Annotated in this window: 17 protein-coding genes; 14 read left to right on the top strand and 3 right to left on the bottom strand. The window is 45.5% G+C overall.

The window, feature by feature from the left end:
- Positions 1-7: 7 nt before the first annotated feature.
- From ccmA to D5I41_RS17410, 12 genes are all read left to right on the top strand, one after another.
- Positions 8-625 carry a cytochrome c biogenesis heme-transporting ATPase CcmA gene (ccmA, locus tag D5I41_RS17465; protein WP_017032495.1) on the top strand — a complete coding sequence of 206 codons (618 nt, stop codon included), beginning with the start codon at positions 8-10 and terminating at the stop codon, positions 623-625.
- On the top strand, positions 625-1,293 hold the full coding sequence (gene ccmB / locus D5I41_RS17460; RefSeq protein WP_017027774.1) for a heme exporter protein CcmB: 669 nt from the start codon (positions 625-627) through the stop codon (positions 1,291-1,293). Before ccmA ends, ccmB begins: the two co-directional genes overlap by 1 nt.
- 27 nt (positions 1,294-1,320) lie before the next feature.
- Positions 1,321-2,070, top strand: coding sequence for a heme ABC transporter permease (locus D5I41_RS17455; RefSeq protein ID WP_017027775.1), 750 nt, complete (start codon positions 1,321-1,323; stop codon positions 2,068-2,070).
- Positions 2,071-2,073: 3 nt separating this feature from the next.
- A complete protein-coding gene (ccmD, locus tag D5I41_RS17450) occupies positions 2,074-2,280 on the top strand; it encodes a heme exporter protein CcmD (protein ID WP_017027776.1) in 207 nt (68 codons plus the stop codon).
- The gene (gene ccmE, locus D5I41_RS17445; protein WP_102334154.1) at positions 2,277-2,762 is read left to right on the top strand and encodes a cytochrome c maturation protein CcmE; all 486 of its coding nucleotides are present in this window, start codon (positions 2,277-2,279) and stop codon (positions 2,760-2,762) included. The genes ccmD and ccmE overlap by 4 nt, the downstream gene beginning before the upstream one ends.
- Positions 2,759-4,717: a heme lyase CcmF/NrfE family subunit gene (locus tag D5I41_RS17440; RefSeq protein WP_119010902.1), complete on the top strand. Its 1,959-nt coding sequence runs from the start codon at positions 2,759-2,761 to the stop codon at positions 4,715-4,717. Before ccmE ends, D5I41_RS17440 begins: the two co-directional genes overlap by 4 nt.
- Positions 4,717-5,271, top strand: coding sequence for a DsbE family thiol:disulfide interchange protein (locus D5I41_RS17435; protein WP_017027779.1), 555 nt, complete (start codon positions 4,717-4,719; stop codon positions 5,269-5,271). Before D5I41_RS17440 ends, D5I41_RS17435 begins: the two co-directional genes overlap by 1 nt.
- Positions 5,268-5,744, top strand: a complete 477-nt coding sequence (locus D5I41_RS17430; protein WP_119010901.1) for a cytochrome c-type biogenesis protein — start codon at positions 5,268-5,270, stop codon at positions 5,742-5,744. The genes D5I41_RS17435 and D5I41_RS17430 overlap by 4 nt, the downstream gene beginning before the upstream one ends.
- Positions 5,744-6,964, top strand: coding sequence for a c-type cytochrome biogenesis protein CcmI (gene ccmI, locus D5I41_RS17425; RefSeq protein WP_119010900.1), 1,221 nt, complete (start codon positions 5,744-5,746; stop codon positions 6,962-6,964). Before D5I41_RS17430 ends, ccmI begins: the two co-directional genes overlap by 1 nt.
- Positions 6,965-7,032: 68 nt before the next feature.
- A complete protein-coding gene (locus tag D5I41_RS17420; protein ID WP_119010899.1) occupies positions 7,033-7,782 on the top strand; it encodes an MlaA family lipoprotein in 750 nt (249 codons plus the stop codon).
- A 181-nt stretch (positions 7,783-7,963) separates the two neighbouring features.
- Positions 7,964-10,099 (top strand): metallophosphoesterase family protein, encoded by a 2,136-nt coding sequence (locus tag D5I41_RS17415; RefSeq protein WP_119010898.1) that lies wholly within the window; start codon positions 7,964-7,966, stop codon positions 10,097-10,099.
- Positions 10,100-10,195: 96 nt separating this feature from the next.
- The gene (locus D5I41_RS17410) at positions 10,196-10,882 is read left to right on the top strand and encodes a DNA-3-methyladenine glycosylase I (protein ID WP_119010897.1); all 687 of its coding nucleotides are present in this window, start codon (positions 10,196-10,198) and stop codon (positions 10,880-10,882) included.
- A gap of 445 nt (positions 10,883-11,327) precedes the next feature.
- Here D5I41_RS17410 and D5I41_RS17405 read toward each other — a convergent pair whose 3' ends face one another.
- From D5I41_RS17405 to D5I41_RS17395, 3 genes are all read right to left on the bottom strand, one after another.
- Entirely contained in the window at positions 11,328-12,551 is a 1,224-nt protein-coding gene (locus D5I41_RS17405; RefSeq protein WP_119010896.1) for an outer membrane protein transport protein, read from the bottom strand.
- 283 nt (positions 12,552-12,834) lie between these two features.
- A complete protein-coding gene (locus D5I41_RS17400; RefSeq protein WP_119010895.1) occupies positions 12,835-13,557 on the bottom strand; it encodes a DUF3379 family protein in 723 nt (240 codons plus the stop codon).
- Positions 13,550-14,131, bottom strand: coding sequence for a sigma-70 family RNA polymerase sigma factor (locus tag D5I41_RS17395; RefSeq protein WP_119010894.1), 582 nt, complete (start codon positions 14,129-14,131; stop codon positions 13,550-13,552). Before D5I41_RS17395 ends, D5I41_RS17400 begins: the two co-directional genes overlap by 8 nt.
- A gap of 602 nt (positions 14,132-14,733) precedes the next feature.
- Between D5I41_RS17395 and D5I41_RS17390 the strand changes: the two genes are divergently transcribed.
- Entirely contained in the window at positions 14,734-16,128 is a 1,395-nt protein-coding gene (locus D5I41_RS17390) for a TolC family outer membrane protein (RefSeq protein WP_119010893.1), read from the top strand.
- Between the two features lie 80 nt (positions 16,129-16,208).
- A complete protein-coding gene (locus tag D5I41_RS17385; protein ID WP_119010892.1) occupies positions 16,209-16,964 on the top strand; it encodes a SapC family protein in 756 nt (251 codons plus the stop codon).
- The last annotated feature ends 137 nt before the right edge of the window (positions 16,965-17,101 follow it).

Here is a 17,101-nt window from a genome sequence, read left to right as displayed (position 1 = left end):
GCGGGCTATGCTGGAAGTAAATGGATTAACTGCAATTCGCGATGAAAGGATTTTATTCGAAAGCCTGTCTTTTACTGTAGAGGCTGGAGATCTGATTCAGATCGAAGGGCGAAATGGTACGGGTAAAACGACGCTGCTTCGAATTATTGCTGGTTTAGGTGATAAAGAAGCCGGTGATATTGCATGGAAGAATGAATCTATTTTTGCTGACCGAGACAGTTTCCACCAAGACCTATTATTTTTGGGGCACCAAACGGGTATCAAGCGCGATTTGAGTGCCTTTGAAAACCTCTCGTTTTATCTCAATATCAGTGGCCATTCCTATACCCATGATGAAGTTTGGCAAGCACTAACCAAAGTGGGTCTTGCTGGGAGAGAAGATGTGCCAGTAGCGCAGTTATCTGCGGGACAACAACGTAGAGTCGCTTTGGCAAGACTATGGTTAAGCAAACACCCACTCTGGATCCTTGATGAGCCACTGACGGCCATAGACAAGCAAGGCGTGAAAGTCCTTGAACAGCTGTTTCTTCAGCATACTGAGCAGGGGGGGATGGTGTTGCTGACTACCCACCAAGATATGTTTGAGAATAACAGCAAGCTACGCAAGATAAGGTTGGGTCACTAATGTTCAAGCATATGTGGGCAATTATTCGCCGTGAGCTGTTGATTGCATTTAGGCGTCGTGCAGATGTCTTTAACCCATTGTGGTTTTTTATCATCGTCATCACGCTGTTCCCACTTGGTATTGGCCCTGAACCCAATTTGCTGATGCGTATTGCTCCTGGCATTGTATGGGTAGCAGCGCTGTTAGCGGCACTTTTATCTTTGGAACGACTATTTCGCGATGATTATCAGGACGGTGCGCTTGAGCAATTAATGCTTATGCCACTACCACTGCCATTAGTGGTTATCTCTAAAGTGATCGCGCACTGGATTTTGACTGGCTTACCCTTGATTCTCATCAGCCCTTTATTGGCTGTACTGCTAAGTCTGACTTGGGAGTCTTGGAGTGCGGTATTGATTACCTTGTTGCTCGGCACCCCAACATTAAGCTTTTTGGGGGCAATTGGTGTTGCTTTGACCGTTGGGCTACAAAAAGGCGGTGTTTTACTGAGTCTTTTGATCTTACCCTTGTATATTCCGGTACTAATTTTTGCTACCTCTGCAATTGACTCTGCAGGGCTAGGCGTTGCATACAACGGCCAAATCGCAATTTTAGCGGCCATGTTAGTGGGCTCGATAACATTAACGCCATTCGCAACTAGCGCAGCATTGCGCGTATCGGTAAATTAACCTTAATTTTCTCAGAGAGTGAAAAACATGTGGAAGTGGCTCCATCCTTACGCAAAACCTGAAGCAACGTATAACCTATGCGGAACCCTGCAACCTTGGTTTACAGCGTTAGCTGTAGTTTGTCTCGTTTGGGGAACAGTGTGGGGACTGGCTTTCGCGCCAAGTGATTATCAACAAGGCGACAGCTTCAGAATCATCTACATTCATGTGCCTTCAGCAATTTGGTCAATGGGTGCCTACATGTCGATGGCGATTGCGGCCTTTATTGGGCTTGTTTGGCAGTTGCGCCTAGCCAGTATCGCAGCTTCAGCAATGGCACCAATTGGCGCTGTGTTTACCTTTATTGCACTAGTAACAGGCGCAGTTTGGGGTAAGCCTATGTGGGGCACTTGGTGGGTATGGGATGCACGCCTGACCTCCGAGCTAGTGCTCCTATTTCTCTACTTAGGCGTTATTGCGCTCTATCACGCCTTTGATGACCAAAAGACAGCAGCAAAAGCAGCGGGTTTACTTGCTGTGGTCGGTGTTATCAACTTGCCCATTATTCACTTCTCTGTGGAGTGGTGGAATACACTTCATCAAGGCGCAACTATTACTAAGTTTGAAAAACCATCAATTTCCAATGATATGTTATGGCCATTACTGCTCAACATCTTCGGCTTTGCCTTCTTCTTTGGCTCAGTGACCATGACTCGTTTTAGAACCGCGATTCTGCAAAAAGAGGGACACAGACCCTGGGTGCAAGAACTCGCTAAACGTACTTTTGCTAAAGGGTAACGCATGCATTTTGATTCCCTGTCGGACTTATTTTATATGGGAGGTTATGCCTCCTACGTTTGGGGTGCTTTTGCCATCACGTTTGGCGCCCTAGGTTTGATTTTTCTATCGAGTCGCTTAGACAGTAAAGCGACTTTAAAAGAGGTTAAAAATCGGATGGATCGCCAAGCGCGCATCGATGCGGCTAAAAATATGGAGAACACACTATGAATCCTAGACGTAAAAAGAGAATGGGCTTAATTGTCGCTCTATTGGTTGGTTTGGGAGCCACGATAGGTTTAATGCTGTATGCACTAAACCAGAATATGGATTTGTTCTATACGCCGACTGAGATCGTAAACGGTAAGAGTAACGGTGAGAAACCCGAAGTGGGCCAGCGCCTGCGTATTGGCGGCATGGTTGTCGCGGGTACCGTATCTCGCGATTCAGAGTCGCTACGTGTGTCTTTTGATGTTGCGGATATTGGCCCAGCGGTGACAGTTACTTACGATGGCATCTTGCCGGATTTGTTTCGTGAAGGGCAGGGTATCGTAGCGCAAGGCGTTTTGACGGATAGCCATACTGTTGAAGCCTTTGAAGTATTAGCGAAGCACGACGAAGAATACATGCCACCCGAGGTTGCTGAAGCAATGAAGGTGGTTCACGAGCCTCTTGAGTACACTCAAGAACAAAAACAAGGAAGCGCTCAATGATTGCTGAGTTAGGGCATTTTGCTCTCATCGTTTCACTAGCGATGGCGATATTGTTGAGTGTGTTGCCTTTATGGGGCGCCTCTAAAAACAATGCACTGCTGATGAACACGGCAAGACCTTTGTCTTGGGGAATGTTTATCCTGCTAGCGATTTCGTTTTACATCTTGTGTTGGTCTTTTTATCACAACGATTTTACGCTGCAGTATATCGCGAATAACTCCAACAGCAGCCTGCCTTGGTACTACCGCATTACTGCTGTTTGGGGTGCGCACGAAGGCTCGCTGCTACTTTGGGTATTGATTCAAGCTGCTTGGACGGTTGCTGTTGCGACCTTCAGTAAGGGAATGCCTCAAGAGTCTGTGGCTCGCGTACTCGCGGTTATGGGCCTCATTACTGTGGGCTTCTTGCTATTTATCATCGTCACTTCGAATCCATTTGACAGAACGCTACCTTACTTTCCTGTCGATGGGCGAGACCTTAACCCACTGCTTCAAGACCCCGGCTTGATTATCCACCCGCCAATGTTATACATGGGCTATGTAGGTTTCTCTGTTGCTTTCTCATTTGCTATCGCTTCTTTGATGACGGGTCGACTTGATACGGCATGGGCTCGTTGGTCAAGACCTTGGACAATTGCGGCATGGGCTTTCTTGACTGTGGGTATTGCACTGGGTTCATGGTGGGCTTATTACGAGCTTGGCTGGGGCGGCTGGTGGTTCTGGGATCCAGTAGAGAATGCTTCGTTTATGCCTTGGCTAGCGGGTACCGCTTTGATGCACTCATTAGCAGTGACTGAAAAGCGCGGAACCTTCAAAGCATGGACAGTGTTACTGGCGATTTCTGCTTTCTCATTGAGTTTGCTCGGCACCTTCTTGGTTCGTTCAGGTATCTTAGTCTCTGTGCACGCCTTTGCATCTGATCCTGCTCGTGGCATGTTTATTCTGGGCTTCTTGGTATTTGTTATCGGCGGCTCGCTATTGCTGTTCGCTCTAAAAGGCTCTTCAGTACGAGTACGTGGCAACTTTGATTTAGTCTCTCGCGAGAACGCACTGCTGGCGAACAACGTGTTACTCGTAGCCGCTTTGGTTGTAGTGCTTGTTGGTACATTGTTGCCATTAGTACACAAACAAATTGGCCTAGGGTCGGTATCTATCGGTGCGCCGTTTTTCAACACCTTGTTTACTTGGTTGATGGTACCGTTTGCCTTCCTATTGGGTATTGGTCCTTTGATGCGCTGGAAGCGTGACAGCATTGCGAACTTTACCAAGCCAATCGTGATCAGTGGGGTTATCTCGCTAGTTTTAGGCGCGGTAATGGTGACGCTATTAGGTGAGCGCTTTACCGGCCTTGCATACCTTGGTTGGGTGATGGCGCTGTGGATCATCTGTCTACACTCGTTTGAGCTTTATACCAGAGCGACGCACCGTCATTCGTTTGCAACGGGCATCACTAAGTTGCCTCGCAACCACTGGGCAATGATGTCAGCGCATATTGGTTTGGCGGTCACGGTGATTGGTATCGCTATGGTGCAAAACTACAGTATCGAACGCGATGTCCGCCTTGCTCCGGGTGATAACTTCGAGATTCAAGGGTATAACTTCTACTTTGATAAAGTACGTGATAACGACGGTCCAAACTACGACGGTTATATTGCCGACTTTGATGTCACTAAAGATGGAAAGCACATCAATACGTTACACGCGGAGAAGCGTTTCTACACCACTGCTCGCTCTATGATGACTGAAGCGGCCATTGATGCTGGTGTGACTCGTGATTTGTATATAGCCATGGGTGAGAAGCTTGATGATGGTGTTTCTTGGGCTGTGCGTATCTATTACAAGCCATTCGTTCGTTGGATCTGGGCTGGTAGTTTGTTAATGGCTATCGGCGGCGCTATTGCCATCAGCGATAGACGCTACCGCTTTCGTAATAAAGCGGTGAAAAAGGAGTCGTAATGAATAAGAAAGTATTATTTGTACCTCTAGTGATGTTTATGGTGTTAGCAATGGTGTTTGCTACTCAGCTCACTCGCAATGCTGGGGGCGATGATCCTACTAAGCTGGAATCGGTGTTGATTGGAAAGCAAGTGCCTGTGTTTAAGCTTGAAGACTTAGAAACAGAAGGGCTTCAGCACGATCAGGCAATATTTACCGGGCAGCCTTTGCTTCTTAATGTTTGGGCAACGTGGTGCCCGACCTGTTATGCAGAGCATCAGTATCTGAATGAACTGTCATCTCAAGGCGTGAAGATCATTGGTTTGAATTACAAAGATGATCGCGTTAAAGCCATCAAATGGTTAAGAGAGCTAGGCAACCCTTACATGGTGAGCCTGTTCGATGGCAGAGGAATGCTAGGACTTGATTTAGGGGTTTATGGTGCGCCAGAGACCTTCTTAATTGATGCTAACGGTGTCATTCGCTATCGCCATGTGGGTGATGTGAATGCAACAAACTGGCGTGAAAAACTAGGTCCTATGTATCAAGAGATGCTTGATGAGGTGAAATCATGAAAAAGTGGTTAATTACCTTAGTTGCTTCAATGATGGTTAGCATGACTGCGTTTGCTGTTATCGAGATTCATGAATTTGATTCTCCAGAGCAAGAGCAGCAGTTTCACGAGCTCAATCAAACGCTTCGTTGCCCAAAATGTCAGAACAACACTATTGGTGACTCTAATGCAGAGCTCGCCCTCGATCTTCGTGAGAAAGTGTATGAGATGACCAAAGAGGGTAAGTCTAAGCAAGAAATTGTCGACTATATGGTGGCGCGCTACGGCAACTTTGTGACTTATCAGCCGCCGTTTACCGCAGCCACCGCTATTTTATGGCTTGGACCATTGTGCGTAGTCTTGGTTGGATTTGGCTTTATCCTCACTAGAAGCCGACGTAAACCTGCCAAGGCAGTAAAGAGCGCCCCACTAAGTGCAGAAGAGCAACAACGCCTTGATGCATTGCTTAAAGAAGACAATGGAGACAACAAATAATGACGTTGTTTTGGATTTCTACCCTAGTTATTGTCCTCTTTTCGGCGGCACTAATTGTAATTCCACTGGTTCGCAAAAAAGCGGTTAACGATGCAGAGCGTCGCGATGAGCTCAACAAAGCGATATTTAAAGAGCGTGTTGCCGAGCTTGGCGTTGAAGATGAAGAAGGTATCGTTGTTGATAAAGACGAGCTGATCGTCGACTTGAAGCAAGCTCTTCTTGATGATATTCCACAAGATCAGCAGCTAGCGTCAACAAAATTGACCTCTCCAGTCCTTGTTGCCGTGGTCTCAGCGGCTCTTCTATTGGGCGTTTCTTACGGCTTCTATGCTAAGTTTGGCGCAATCAATGATGTGAAACATTGGCAAGGGGTAAGTGCTAACTTACCGGCTCTTAGCAAAAAGCTTATGGATGCTAATGGGCAACCAATGAGCGACGATGAGCTTAAAGACCTTACTTTAGCGCTAAGAACTAGCCTGCATAAGAACAGTGATGATGCGACTGGCTGGCTACTATTGGGTCGTATTGGACTGGCTAATCGTGATATCCAAACCGCTATTGGCGCAATGGAGCGAGCGCGTAAGCTAGAACCTGAGAACCCTGATATTCAGCTAGGTCTTGCGCAAGCGCTAACCCTATCTGGTGATGAGGTGGATCAACTTGAAGCCGAACGTCTTCTTCATGATTTGCTACGCAAAGATTATGTTGATTTACGTGTGTTCTCATTGCTTGCCTTTAGCGCATTTGAGAAGCAAGACTATGCGGGCGCAATTCGTTACTGGAGAACCATGCAGCAGCTTATCGGCCCTGACGATAGTCGTTATGAGATGCTAGAGCGAAGCATTAATAGTGCCCAGCGAAGCCTTGGCACAGAGGGCGAAGCCGCCCCAGGTCTGGTGCGTATTGGTGTTTCATTATCGGACGATGTGGCTCTACCTGAACAAGGCGTGTTGATCGTATCTGTGCATAGAGCCGATGGTTCACCGATGCCTGTCGCAGCAGCGCGCTATGGCTTAGGCACCTTCCCTCGTATGATCATGATGGATGATGGAAACAGCATGATAGAGGGCAATAACCTGTCAGACCTAGAAGAGTTCATCGTACGTGCGCGTATTGATACCGACGGCAATGTCTCTACTAAAGGTGGCGATTGGTATGGTGAGAGTGAAGTGACGACTAAAGGGGAAGATGTTAATTTAGTCATTAATAGTCAATACTAGTTATTGAGGGTGCAAAGGTTACGCCTTTGCACCTAACTAATTGAATCGACAGGGAACGGATCTCCTATATGAGTCGAATTTGGATCTTGATTGTCACATTGATGATAGGCTGTGCTTCTAATCCCGAGGGGGATAGCGAAGTACAAGACCTGTCTCATCCCAATGATCCCTTTGAAGGTTTTAACCGCACCATGTGGGATTTCAACTATGACATCCTAGATCCGTACTTTGTTCGCCCTGTATCCCTTGCCTATACTGGCTACACTCCTGGCTTTATTCGAACCGGCATTAGCAACTTCCTTTCTCATCTAGACGAGCCCTCAAGTGTGGTGAATAACCTTTTGATGGGCAATGGCACTCTCGCATTTAATCACTTCAATCGCTTCTGGATAAACACGACCTTTGGTGTTGCTGGGCTTTATGATGCGGCAGCACATGGCGGTATTGCTAAAGAAGATAATCGAGCGTTCAGTGATGTCCTTGGTAAATGGGGGCTAGGAAGTGGCTGGTACTTCATGTTCCCAGGCTACGGCCCCTATACGCTGCGCGAAGTAGGGGATTTTGCCGATGGCCTATATCCGACACTTTCCTATCTTAATATTTGGGCAAGCTTTGGCAAGTGGGTGTTCGAAGGGATGGAAACTCGCTCTGCATTGGTGGCACAAGAAGAGCTGCTGAATAACTCCCCTGATCCTTATGCGTTATCTAGAGATGCCTACCTACAGCGTCGTGCCTATAAAGCCGATGTTGCGGATCACGAAGCCGTTGACGAAGAGGAAGAAGATTTCTTGGATGATTATCTAGATGAGGAATTTTAAAACCCTAGTCCCTAGCTTGTAAATTTTAGGCTGGTTATTTATATCCTGTTGATTTTCAGAGCTTATTTTGTTTACCTTTCCTTACATTATGTCATTTCTCCGTAATTAAAATTCACCTAATTGTTCATTTTATTCAATTACTCTCCCATGGATTTTTTAGACAACCATTATTGGGGAAAACATGAAACTAAAGCTAAGTGCTCTGGCTGTTGCCAGTGCTGTTTTACTAGCTGGGTGTAACGATAGCTCAAACGATACTACGGACAGAGATAAGCCACCGGCCGAAGTATCCGGTGTTAAGATCGCCTTTATGCCTGATATTCACTTTCATGATGTGTACGGTGATTTCAAGGATGGCTCATTTGATGGCCTGTACAATAGTATCACTGGCAAGGGTGCCACAATCCGCACCATGCAATCTCAGATGGAATCAACGCGTCTTTTCAATGAAAACTATTTTGCGATGATTGCTGCGCTTGATGATGTGGTGGAGCGTGGGATTAAGCACGTTGCGCTACCAGGCGACTTTAGTGATGACGGCCAGCCTGTGCACATGCGTGGCTTGGTAGAGATTTTTGATCATTACGCCGAAAAATATGACTTAGAATTCTTTGCTGCCCCTGGCAACCACGATCCAACGCGCCCATTTAGCATTCCAAACGGCAAGCGCGACTACCTTGGTGAGGGCGGTAAGGAGCAGCGTATCTACAGCCGTGGTTCAAATGGCTGTGACGGTTATGCGGGTGACTGGACAATCATTCATGGTGAGTGGGACTTGCCACAAGTATGTACTGAAGAGGTACAGGAGTGGGGCTATAAGGAGATCATGGATATCCTAGCACCACATGGCTTCCACCCAACGCCAGACCACTTCTATTTTGAAACTCCATACTCATCTCAAGGAGCTCGTGACCATTATCGTTATGAGACTGCTTATGTTGAGTCTAAGTTTGAAAACCGTTTCTTCGAGATTTGTCATGAAGGCACGGGCGGCGACTACAAGAAAGAAGGCTACACGTCATGTTCAATGGTTCCAGATACTACCTACCTGGTTGAACCTATTGAGGGTGTTTGGTTGATGGCTATTGACGCCAACGTATACCGACCAAAGGCAGGCACCGCAGACAACTCAAATAATGGCAATGACTTTGACGGCTCTAGTAACGCTGGTTATAACATGATGCTGACTCACAAAGAGCATGTTATCGAGTGGATAGCAGATACCGTTGAAGCGGCAAAAGAGCAAGACAAGGTGCTTATCTCGTTTAGCCACTTCCCGATGACAGATTTCTACAATGGTGCTTCAGAAGAGATTGAAGATATCTTTGGCGAGGGTAACTTCCAGCTTAAGCGTGTACCAGAAGATGATACGTCGAAAGCATTGGCACAGACAGGTTTGGGCATCCACGTGGGTGGCCATATGCACTTCAATGATACGGGCAAAAAGCAGTACAACATTGGTGGTGAAACCTATACCTTGTTCAATATTCAAGCTCCGTCGTTAGCGGGTTATATTCCGGCATACAAGGTTCTTGAAATCCTACCTCAAGGTCAAGTTGAAGTAGAAACCGTCATTATCGAAGAAGTTCCACGCTTTGATGAGCTATTTGAGCACTATGCGGAAGAGCATGCTTACCTAATGGCGATGGGTAAAGAGGATGCATGGACTAGTGAGATCCTTGATTCTCAAGATTACTATGAGCTAACAGACTGGCATATCAAGGAGCTAACTCGACTGCGTTTCTTACCAAATGAGTGGCCACAAGACCTGAAGAATATGCTGTTTAATATGGATGGCAAGCAGATGCTAATCCTATCTCAGCTAGAAACAGATATTACAGTTTGTCAGCTGAAAGCTGCATTAGATATCCCTTGTACAGATGCATTTGCCAACGAAGATTTAGATAAGTTCTTGCAAGACTGGACTAAAGCAAAAGAGAAGGCGACTGTGCTTGCTAATCAGCATGGCATGAGCCTAATGTCATTTGCTGAGTGGAACGGTACTGAACTGGCTACAGACTTCTATCGTCTGCGTAATGCTGATGAATTGGCATTCCGTGATATCAAACAGTCACGTCTACCACAGTACAAACTGCTGAGTGATGAGCTGTCTGAGATGGATACTGAGATTCGCTTGCCAGCAGGCTCTGAGGGCCATACGCCTGTAGGACAGGTATTCAAGGTGCGCTTTGGTACTCTATTCTACATCCTTGACCGTTTCGCAACGGGCGAGGCGAGTGACCACTTCCTGATTGATACTGAACTGGGCGAAATTATCGACCTGAAGAAGGTAGCGGATCGCGAAGCGATGTTGTAATTTAAACAAAATAACACCGAGGGCGAAATCAACGGGTTTGATTTCGCCCTTTTTTGTTTCTCAAATATTTACCAAAAGCTTGCTAGGTTTTGTTTTATGCATCTCGAAAAATTCTCCGATATCTATCAGCGCGCCGCTAAACGCAAAGGTGGCAGTGCCCAACTTGAAGCTCGACTTTCTGTCCCTTTTTCTACCGAAGAAATAGCGCAGATCCCCGATGATCGCTGGCTGTCTATTTTTAGTCTAAAGGTGTTTCAGTCAGGGATGTCATGGAAGGTTGTTAGAGACAAATGGCCAAATTTTGAAGAGCTGTTTTTTGGTTTTAAACCTGAGTTGCTTTTGATGCTATCTGATGAGCACTGGGAAACGAAAGCGAGAGACCCAAAAATCATTCGACATTTTGGCAAGGTAATGACCATTAAAACCAATGCCGAGATGTTGATGGATGCAAGGCTGACACACGGCTCATTTGCCAAGATGGTATCCGAATGGCCATCAGAAAACATCACTGGCCTATGGGATCACTTGAAAAAGCACGGCGCGAGACTAGGCGGCAATACCGGCCCATACGCATTACGCCAAATGGGCGTAGATACCTTCATTTTATCCTCAGATGTTGAAAGTTACCTGCGAAATTACGGCATTATTGATGGCGGCCGAGACACCAAAAAATCACGTGCTGCCGCTAACAAAGCATTTTGCCACTGGCAGCAAGAGTCGGGTAGAAGCTTGAGTGAGATAAGTCAGGTGATTGCGTTTAGTTGTGGGGATAATAGGGTTTAGGGTTTAGGGGGTTGGGGCTGGGGTTCTTTGGTTCCTAGAACCTAGGATTCTAGATACCACACCACCTGCGAATGCTTTTATCGGAAATTTTGGCCCGCACAGATCATAGATTGCCGATAAGAGACCTCGGCAATGACGCGTTTATCTAGCCAGTAGCGTGCACAAGGGGCGATCCAAGTCATCCCCGAGCGCTTCTATCGGGGATCTGTGACCGCACAAGCCGAAAATTGCCGATAAGAGACTTCGGCAATGACGCGTTTATCTAGCCAGGAGCGTGCACAAGGGGCGATCCAAGTCATCCCCGAGCGCTTATATCGGGGATCTGTAGACGCACAAGCCTGAAGTTGTCGATAAGAGTTTAGATCGTGAAAAACCACCAGATACAAAAAAGGTGCTGAACCTAAGTTCAACACCTTTCATCTAGATGCTTTCAGTCAGACTTAGCTTAGAAGCTGTGGCTGTACTGTAGACCTACTAGGATTGCATCTGCACGAGTTGTACCAGTTACGTAACCTTCGCTAACTTCTTCATCTCCACCGATTAGGTAAGTAATACCAAAGTCCATATTTGAATCATCGCTGAAGTGGTACGTCGCACCAGCAGAGATCCAGTTACGATCTGAGTCAGGTACAGAGATTGACGTGAGTTCGTCTTGAGCACTAGTGTCGTGCATGTAACCTGTACGCAGTGTTACGCTGTCGTTAAGGTACCATGTACCACCGATTGCAAAGTGCCATCCGTCTTGCCACTCATACGCACTTTCGTATGAACCAGGAACTAAGCCTTGGTTAAGATTTTCCATCTCAATCTTGTCAAATGCACTCCAACCAATCCACTGTACAGAGTAGTGCACGGCGAATGCTGTGTCAGTGATACGGTGGTAACCAGAGAACTCAGCCATATCAGGTAGAGGAATGGTGATCTCTTGACTGTTATCGTCTTTAGCCGTGATTTCTGGGCTGTAACGGTAAGACAAACCAAAACGGTTATTCTCGTTTAACTCATATACAGTACCTAGGTTGAAACCAACACCCCAACCATCAGCGTCTTCAACGTTAACAAGATCTCCAGCAGGCATACCACCAGCAGGAACACCTCTACGGATAGTACCTTTACCGTAAATGATGTCTAGACCAGCACCGAAACTCCACTGCTCGTTTAAGCGGTAAGATCCAGAAAGGCCGAGGTTTAGACTCATTATGTCAGTCTCGCCACCATAAGGAGCACCACCACCATTTTGGTCCCAAAATTCACTGCCAGAAAAATCGGTACTAGTACCAAAGTTTGAGTAAGCGTTAATACCCCATGCAAATCTATCGTTAACAGGAACTATTAAATGGATGTTTGGCGCGATAGAAGTGCCACCGATATCATCGTAGTCAGCACTTGGGAGAGGTTGACCGAACGCAGTTGTATCTTTAACAGAAATATCAGTAATGATCGCTTCAAAACCAAGAGACAAAGAAGTTTTATCAAAAAGGGCCATTGTCGCTGGGTTACGAGCCATAGAAGACGCGTTATCTGCGATTACTGCGTCACCTGCAAATGCACGACCAATACCTGTCGCTGATTGTGCGTTAAGTTGAAAGCCTGCTGCGTGTGCTTGAGAAGTTGAAGCAATCACTGCTGCTGCAAGTAGAGAGCGTTTAAGAATACGCGTCTTATTCATGAAATATTTCCTTATGGTTTACGCCAAAATCCTAGCGCATCAACCGGGTCTTTTTGTCGAAGTCGGCTGATACTATTGATTATTATAAATTTAACAACTCAGACCACTACCCAAAATGGCTAAATTGTTTAGTTTTGAGAGCAAGATGGTGCAATATTCGTGGAATATCGTGATTCTTAGAGTTATTGCTCTAAATCAATTATTGATAAGAAAAATGGGTGAAAAATGATAACCCCTTAACAATTATGAGTTGTAAGGGGTTGAAATCATGGAGGTATTATATCTATGAGATAGGCTTTATGATACTTGCTAACCGCTCAGCAACACTTGCAACATCCTCGTCACTGTCTCCGACGAGTATCATAGAAGCAGTGCCAATGGGTACTACAGTGCCGGACATTTGTTTTTCGCTAAAGTTCACTGCATGATCTGAGCTGATATTGGTAATAAAGAGGGTGATTCGCCCTTTTTCACCTTGGAAAACCATGTGCAAAGCGTTACTTTCACCAAAACCACAATGGTTTAAATAGTACACATGGTACGGAAAAGTCTCATTGAATTGATACGCAAACGGTGCGAGCTTGGTATTTATCTGATTTGATCCGACCTGCTCGTCAAGTTTGTCAGTAAATGGCTTTTCAATAATCACATGTTCTATAGCTTCATCGGCCAGACTAGCATGAGCCGTAGGTACAATATTTGCGGACCAATTTAGCTGTCCAATCATAATCCCAGCGGCAAATGCCACAGAAGCAGCGACCGCTAGACTGCGTTTGGCAAAGCTTGGGCGCACCACGTTGTCTTCGCTGCTCTGATTAAACAAAATCTTATCAGCTAAGCTCTCTGGTACATCGACACGCATGGCCTGTTCAATCCTCGCGTCGAGATTTAACACGTCATCGGCAAACTTGGCATTGCTGTCTTTGCTTGCGATGGCACTGAGTAGGTCTTCGTCTCGCGCTTTCGGATCAGACATGATACGGCGGCGAAATTCTAAATCATCCATTTTGCCTCCCCTGATTTGAAGTTGATGAATCGAGCAACTCTTTAAGTTGGTTTCTAGCCCTAAAAAGTCGAGTCATCACAGTATTTTTATTCAGATCTAATATGTCACCGATCTCTTCTCCGCTGAATCCACCAACGACTTGCAGGAATAGCGGTTCTCTATATTCAAGGTCAAGGCGCATTATCTGAGCTTGAAGCCACTCACTTTGATGAAAGCCATCATCGCTACTGTGTCCTTCGTTGCCAGGATCGTCTATATCCACAAGATCAAGCTGCTTCCTTTCGAAACGTCGAGCGTTTTCTCGTCGAAGTATGGTAATTAACCATGACTTAGCGGCTTTGTCGTCTTGCAAAGAGTCCAGTGCCTTCCACGCTCTTAAACAGGTTTCTTGAACAAGATCTTCTGCAATAGAGCGATCTTTACACAACCAGTATGCATAGCGAAATAGGTCTCGATGATAAGCGCGAACGAGCGCTTCGTATTTTCTTTGTTTATCCATATTAGAGTCGACCAGAGAAGTCGAACTTTTCTTTCGAGATTTTTCTTTTTTATTGAAAATCTTCAGTAGTGCCACACAACCTCCTTGTTAGGCGTGTTTATTTATCGGTTGTAACAATAGATAAATTGATCTAATTCAAAGAATGAATACTCAGTTTCTCTATAGTACACCCCGTCATCTGGTTGGACATCTCAATGCATATTGCATGCCCACGTTTTTGACAGTTTCCTTTTAGACTGACTTCAATCTCTCACTTAACCTTTTGCCTTTTGGCTCTTTCACCATTTTTAGTGAGATTATTTGATAATGCAGTGAGTAGTACACTGTATAACAGTACTTTATAACCGCACCCTAGGGTGCGGTTTTTTTTGTTCTAATGCCACTAAACCCAATCTATACCAATTCAGTTAATGGGTTCTTCTTTCCCCAGCACCGGGGAGGTTGTTTGAAAAACAAACAACGTTCAAGATGGTCTTTGAACTAATAACTACTGCTTCTTATTAATCACTTAATGGAATAATCAAAAAGAGAGTTAAAATGATTCTCATTTTGGGTGATTTTACAGAACTCTTCTACAATTGTTACTGAAATGTGATTTTCACGCCAAAGGAACAAGGCGTGGTTAAACAAAATCGCTGAGGTTTGTTTTACTCAGCGTCACATGCAGGGAATAGCAGATGATTAAGAAACTCATCAGTGCGCTGACACTGGGAGCACTAACCTCGACCGCAAACGCAGAAAATCTCCTCGATATTTACCAACAAGCTCTTCAATATGACCCTGTTTATCGTGCGGGTATTGCGCAGCATGATGCAGACAAAGAAGTGTATGAACAAGCTAGAGCCTTCTTACTGCCTACGCTGGATCTCGAGTTAAGCCATACTCAAAATTATATCGATATCATAAGCACTGATAACCCGATTCAGGGGGCACCAGACTCTTATGATTATCCAACCAATGAATTGAATCTTTCTTTAACTCAATCCATCTATAGCTACAGTAATTGGGCTGCATTTTCACAAGCAGAAGAAGACGTTAAGCGAGTGGCTGCTGAGTTAGAAGATGTACGACAAGAACTCATGTTACGCGTAGCAAGGGCTTACTTTATTGTACTTAAGCGACGAGACACCTATCTGGGTATCGATGCCGAAGTTAAATCGCTAGAGAAGCTTAATGAGTTTGTGCAGACACAGGGCAATAGCGGTTTGGCACGTAAAACCGATGTCTTGGATGCTGAGGCAAGGCTTTTACAAGCCCAAGCTCGAAAAATAGAAATTGGCAACTCACTGCGCGATGCAGTCCAAGGGTTATACGAACTCACAGGCAACATTCCCCCAAGTATGGCCACCCTTGGCGAAGAACTTTCTTTGGTAAAGCCTGACCCGTTTGATATTCAGAAATGGATAAATAACGCTCAGAAAAATAACCCTTCCATTATTGCTAAGCAAAGTGCGCTAGATGCAGCGCGAGAGGATATTCGTAGCCAAAAAGGTGGGCATTACCCAGAGCTTGATTTGGTGGCGAATTACAACATTACCGATATCAATGGCTCAATCTTTGAAGGTGAGAGTGAAATTGAGACCGCGGATGTGATGATTCGTTTGAAGATCCCTATCTATGCGGGTGGCTCGGTATCGTCGCGGGTTCGTGAAACCGAGAGCCTATACAATAAATCACGTAATGAGCTGGAGCAGACTTGGCGTCAAACCTCGAGAGAAACACGCGATGCTTTTACCGGTGTGACGAGTTCCATCAGTAAGGTTGAGGCACTGAAAAAGTCGGTTGAGGCCTATGAATCTGCGGTGGATTTTAAGGAGCAATCCTTTGAATCTGGAGTGGAAAGCAGCGTCAACGTTTTGGATGCTGTGCGAGACCTGTTTATCGCAAGAACAGAATACTCGGCTGCACGATATGACTACTTATACAACAACCTGCGCTTGAAGCGAGCCGTGGGCACATTAACTGAATTCGATCTAGAACAGATCAATAGCGCATTACAAGGCAAAGAGGTATCTACTGATTTATCGGTCTTAGACCAAGACTTAGAACTGTCCAGCGTATTGGCTTACTAGGCTTAGCGGGCAGGGCTTACCTACACTGTTTCGATGTTACTTAACACGCAGTATTTTTTAAGGATGAAAAGGAGTTCAACATGACTACTCAACTATTAATTTATGGACAAGTAGAAGCGGTAAACAAGAAGCGCCACCAAAAATGGTCGGTGAAAGCAGAGAACAATTATGACTTCGCTAAAAAGGTCAATTCAGTACCTCTAATGGCTGCGGAGTTTCCCCATGCAGCTCAAGACTACTCGATAGTTTTTGCTGGCGAGGGAGAGCAAGTGCTTCCTGTGGTAGTGATGGGCATCAAACAAGATGAAAACCTATACGTTAACGATCAGGGGCAATGGGTAGCAAAATACATTCCAGCCTTTGTTCGTCGTTACCCGTTTGTATTTGCGAGTACCGATGAGGGCAAAACTCTAACCCTATGTATCGACGAGTCGTACTCAGGTTGTAATGAAGAAGACCGAGGTGAACGCCTCTTTGATGCAGAGGGAGAGCAAACCCAATACCTAGAAAAGGTGCTGAGCTTCCTTCAGGATTATCAAAATCATTATCAACGAACACAAGCTTTCTGCAACAAGCTAGTAGAGCTGGATCTTTTTGAAGACATGGGGGCTAAATTTACTCTGCCTACGGGAGAGGAGCGCACTCTAACCGGCTTCAAAGTGATCAATAAAGAAAAGCTTAAGGCATTGGATCAAGAGAGCTTATCTCAGCTGTTCACTTCTGATGGTCTTGAATTGGTTTATTTGCATCTACATTCACTGCGTAACCTCAACAAGATGTTACAGAATGCAGGCTCGCAAACAACTAGCGCTGATGAGCATGGAAACGTTCATTAGTTGCAAAACTGAGGAGCAGATGCTTGCTCCTTAGCTCAGGAAATGGATAGCACAGCTCATTGAGCTGTGCGTTTTTGCTTTTAGTGGCCCTAAAAGCCATAGGAAGTGTAGGGTTATCTGGTGCCGCAGAGCCCTAG

The organism is Vibrio superstes (assembly GCF_003569005.1).
GTDB lineage: Bacteria > Pseudomonadota > Gammaproteobacteria > Enterobacterales > Vibrionaceae > Vibrio > Vibrio superstes.
This window is presented reverse-complemented; position numbering and strand designations above follow the sequence as displayed.

What these genes read in the sequence shown, in the direction of transcription:
- D5I41_RS17440 (WP_119010902.1), top strand. Translation starts at nt 2,759, where the DNA reads ATGATTGCTGAGTTAGGGCATTTTGCTCTCATCGTTTCACTAGCGATG.
- ccmE (WP_102334154.1), top strand. Translation starts at nt 2,277, where the DNA reads ATGAATCCTAGACGTAAAAAGAGAATGGGCTTAATTGTCGCTCTATTG.
- ccmB (WP_017027774.1), top strand. Translation starts at nt 625, where the DNA reads ATGTTCAAGCATATGTGGGCAATTATTCGCCGTGAGCTGTTGATTGCA.
- D5I41_RS17390 (WP_119010893.1), top strand. Translation starts at nt 14,734, where the DNA reads ATGATTAAGAAACTCATCAGTGCGCTGACACTGGGAGCACTAACCTCG.
- ccmD (WP_017027776.1), top strand. Translation starts at nt 2,074, where the DNA reads ATGCATTTTGATTCCCTGTCGGACTTATTTTATATGGGAGGTTATGCC.
- D5I41_RS17415 (WP_119010898.1), top strand. Translation starts at nt 7,964, where the DNA reads ATGAAACTAAAGCTAAGTGCTCTGGCTGTTGCCAGTGCTGTTTTACTA.
- D5I41_RS17420 (WP_119010899.1), top strand. Translation starts at nt 7,033, where the DNA reads ATGAGTCGAATTTGGATCTTGATTGTCACATTGATGATAGGCTGTGCT.
- ccmI (WP_119010900.1), top strand. Translation starts at nt 5,744, where the DNA reads ATGACGTTGTTTTGGATTTCTACCCTAGTTATTGTCCTCTTTTCGGCG.
- D5I41_RS17455 (WP_017027775.1), top strand. Translation starts at nt 1,321, where the DNA reads ATGTGGAAGTGGCTCCATCCTTACGCAAAACCTGAAGCAACGTATAAC.
- D5I41_RS17410 (WP_119010897.1), top strand. Translation starts at nt 10,196, where the DNA reads ATGCATCTCGAAAAATTCTCCGATATCTATCAGCGCGCCGCTAAACGC.
- D5I41_RS17430 (WP_119010901.1), top strand. Translation starts at nt 5,268, where the DNA reads ATGAAAAAGTGGTTAATTACCTTAGTTGCTTCAATGATGGTTAGCATG.
- D5I41_RS17405 (WP_119010896.1), bottom strand. Translation starts at nt 12,551, where the DNA reads ATGAATAAGACGCGTATTCTTAAACGCTCTCTACTTGCAGCAGCAGTG.
- D5I41_RS17400 (WP_119010895.1), bottom strand. Translation starts at nt 13,557, where the DNA reads ATGGATGATTTAGAATTTCGCCGCCGTATCATGTCTGATCCGAAAGCG.
- ccmA (WP_017032495.1), top strand. Translation starts at nt 8, where the DNA reads ATGCTGGAAGTAAATGGATTAACTGCAATTCGCGATGAAAGGATTTTA.
- D5I41_RS17435 (WP_017027779.1), top strand. Translation starts at nt 4,717, where the DNA reads ATGAATAAGAAAGTATTATTTGTACCTCTAGTGATGTTTATGGTGTTA.
- D5I41_RS17385 (WP_119010892.1), top strand. Translation starts at nt 16,209, where the DNA reads ATGACTACTCAACTATTAATTTATGGACAAGTAGAAGCGGTAAACAAG.